Origin of the sequence: Gordonia metallireducens (assembly GCF_021245825.1) — a bacterium.
Lineage (GTDB): Bacteria > Actinomycetota > Actinomycetes > Mycobacteriales > Mycobacteriaceae > Gordonia > Gordonia namibiensis.
In genome coordinates this window covers 1-1,747 of the sequence record NZ_JAJQJP010000059.1, presented here as the reverse complement: position 1 = coordinate 1,747, position 1,747 = coordinate 1, and the positions used below count along the sequence as shown (strand labels likewise).

1 protein-coding gene is annotated in these 1,747 nt (G+C 66.3%); it reads right to left on the bottom strand.

Translation table 11 applies throughout. The features are described from left to right. Positions 1 to 152: 152 nt before the first annotated feature. Positions 153 to 1,229: an IS110 family RNA-guided transposase gene (locus LQD00_RS22650; protein WP_232719525.1), complete on the bottom strand. Its 1,077-nt coding sequence runs from the start codon at positions 1,227 to 1,229 to the stop codon at positions 153 to 155. Positions 1,230 to 1,747 lie beyond the last annotated feature (518 nt).

Here is a 1,747-nt window from a genome sequence, read left to right as displayed (position 1 = left end):
CCTGAGGTGCGAGGAGCGCAAGCACGACCGCCACCGCTCCCTGAGGTGCGAGGAGCGCAAGCACGACCGCTACCGCTCCCTGAGGTGCGAGGAGCGATAGCCGCCGGGCTGAGTAGCGACGAAGGGAGCGTATCGAAGTCGACGAGATGGTCCTATAGCTTGTCCAGTGCTCCGAGGTCGGTGGTGAGGTCTTTGAAGACTTCGCGGGCGACGTAGCGTTTGAGGCAGCGGATGATGTCTTTCTTCGTTTTGTGTTCGGCGGAACGGCGTTCGACGTAGGCGCGGGTGGGTGGATGGTTTTTCATCCGGCCGACCACGATCATGTGCAGGGCGCTGTTGGCTTGCCGGTCACCACCTCGGTTGAGTCGGTGACGATGGGTTTTGCCCGAGGAGGCCGGTAGTGGGGCGACGCCGACGAGTTTGGCGAAGGTCGCTTCGCTGCGCATCCGGTCGATGTTTTCCCCGACGGTGATGACCAGTCGGGCGGCGGTGACCGGCCCGATGTGCGGGCGTGCAAGCAGGGTGGGAACCATCGTGGTCAGCAGTGCGGTGAGCTCGCGGGTCAGGTCGGTGACTTCTCGTTGGGCCAACCGGTAGCGGGTGAGCAGGGAGCGGCCGGCCCGGACGAACGCTGCCGCCGGTGCCGACAGTTTCGCTTTCGGTGCGGGTGCGGGCAGTGCCTCGATGAGGGTGATGCGTTGGGCGGTGGTGGTCGCCGCCCGGCAGCGATCGGCCCACTCGGCAGGTGCGGTGGTGACCAGGTCACGGAGCTGGTTGCCGATGCGGGTGGCCTCATCGACGGCCGAAGCTCGTGCCACATACAGCATTCGGACTGATTCGACGATGCCGGTGGTGTCTTTGGCGATGGCCTCGGCTCGGCCGGTGAACACCGCCATTGCTGCGGCGTGGGCGTCGAGTTGGTCGGTTTTGCCGTGGGCGTAGCGGCGCGGCAGATCGGGGGTGTTGACGTCGATGACCGTGACATCGTGCGCGGTGAGAAGCCGGGTCAGGCCGGCGCCGTAGGAGGCGCTGGCCTCCACTCCGGCCTGGGTGATGGGGCCGAACGAGGTGGCCCACTGCCACAACTGGTGGTAGCCAGTGCTGGTGGCGGGGAACTCGTGATCGGCGAGCAGGCGGCCCTCGGCGGTGACGAGGGCGGCGTGGTGGCGGCGTTGATGGGTGTCGACGCCAAGTACTAGCGGTTGCGTGGTGCTCGTGGTTGGGGTCATCGTGGTGATGTCTCCTTCACTGATGTGTGGGATGACCTCACCGGGGCGGGTGGACAGGACAGTGAAGAGTCACGGCCCAGCAGCCAGACACGGTCCTAATCAGGTCACACCCGCCCCGGCCCTCACAGGTCAGGGTTTCGTAGATGACCGACCGCCGGGACGACAAATCTCGTCCAAGACAGCACCGTCAGCCACGAAGCAGGTCAGACCCAAACACGATCAATCACCCACAACCATTCTCACTGCCACGAAGGGCCTGGTGAGCGGATACTCACCAGGCCCTTCGTGGCTCGCTTCGCTCGCACCTCAGGGAGCAGGGACGTGCTTCGCTCGCACCTCAGGGAGCGAGAGGTGGTGGTCGCTCGCACCTCAGGGAGCGAGGACGTGCTTCGCTCGCACCTCAGGGCGCAGGGACGTGCTTCGCGCGCCTCGGCGGCGCGCGTGGAACTCGGCGGGGCTTGCCGCCCTCCGGCACGCGCTTTCCGACGAACGCGGCGACACCATCGATGCCCGCGGGC

What these genes read in the sequence shown, in the direction of transcription:
- LQD00_RS22650 (WP_232719525.1), bottom strand. Translation starts at nt 1,229, where the DNA reads ATGACCCCAACCACGAGCACCACGCAACCGCTAGTACTTGGCGTCGAC.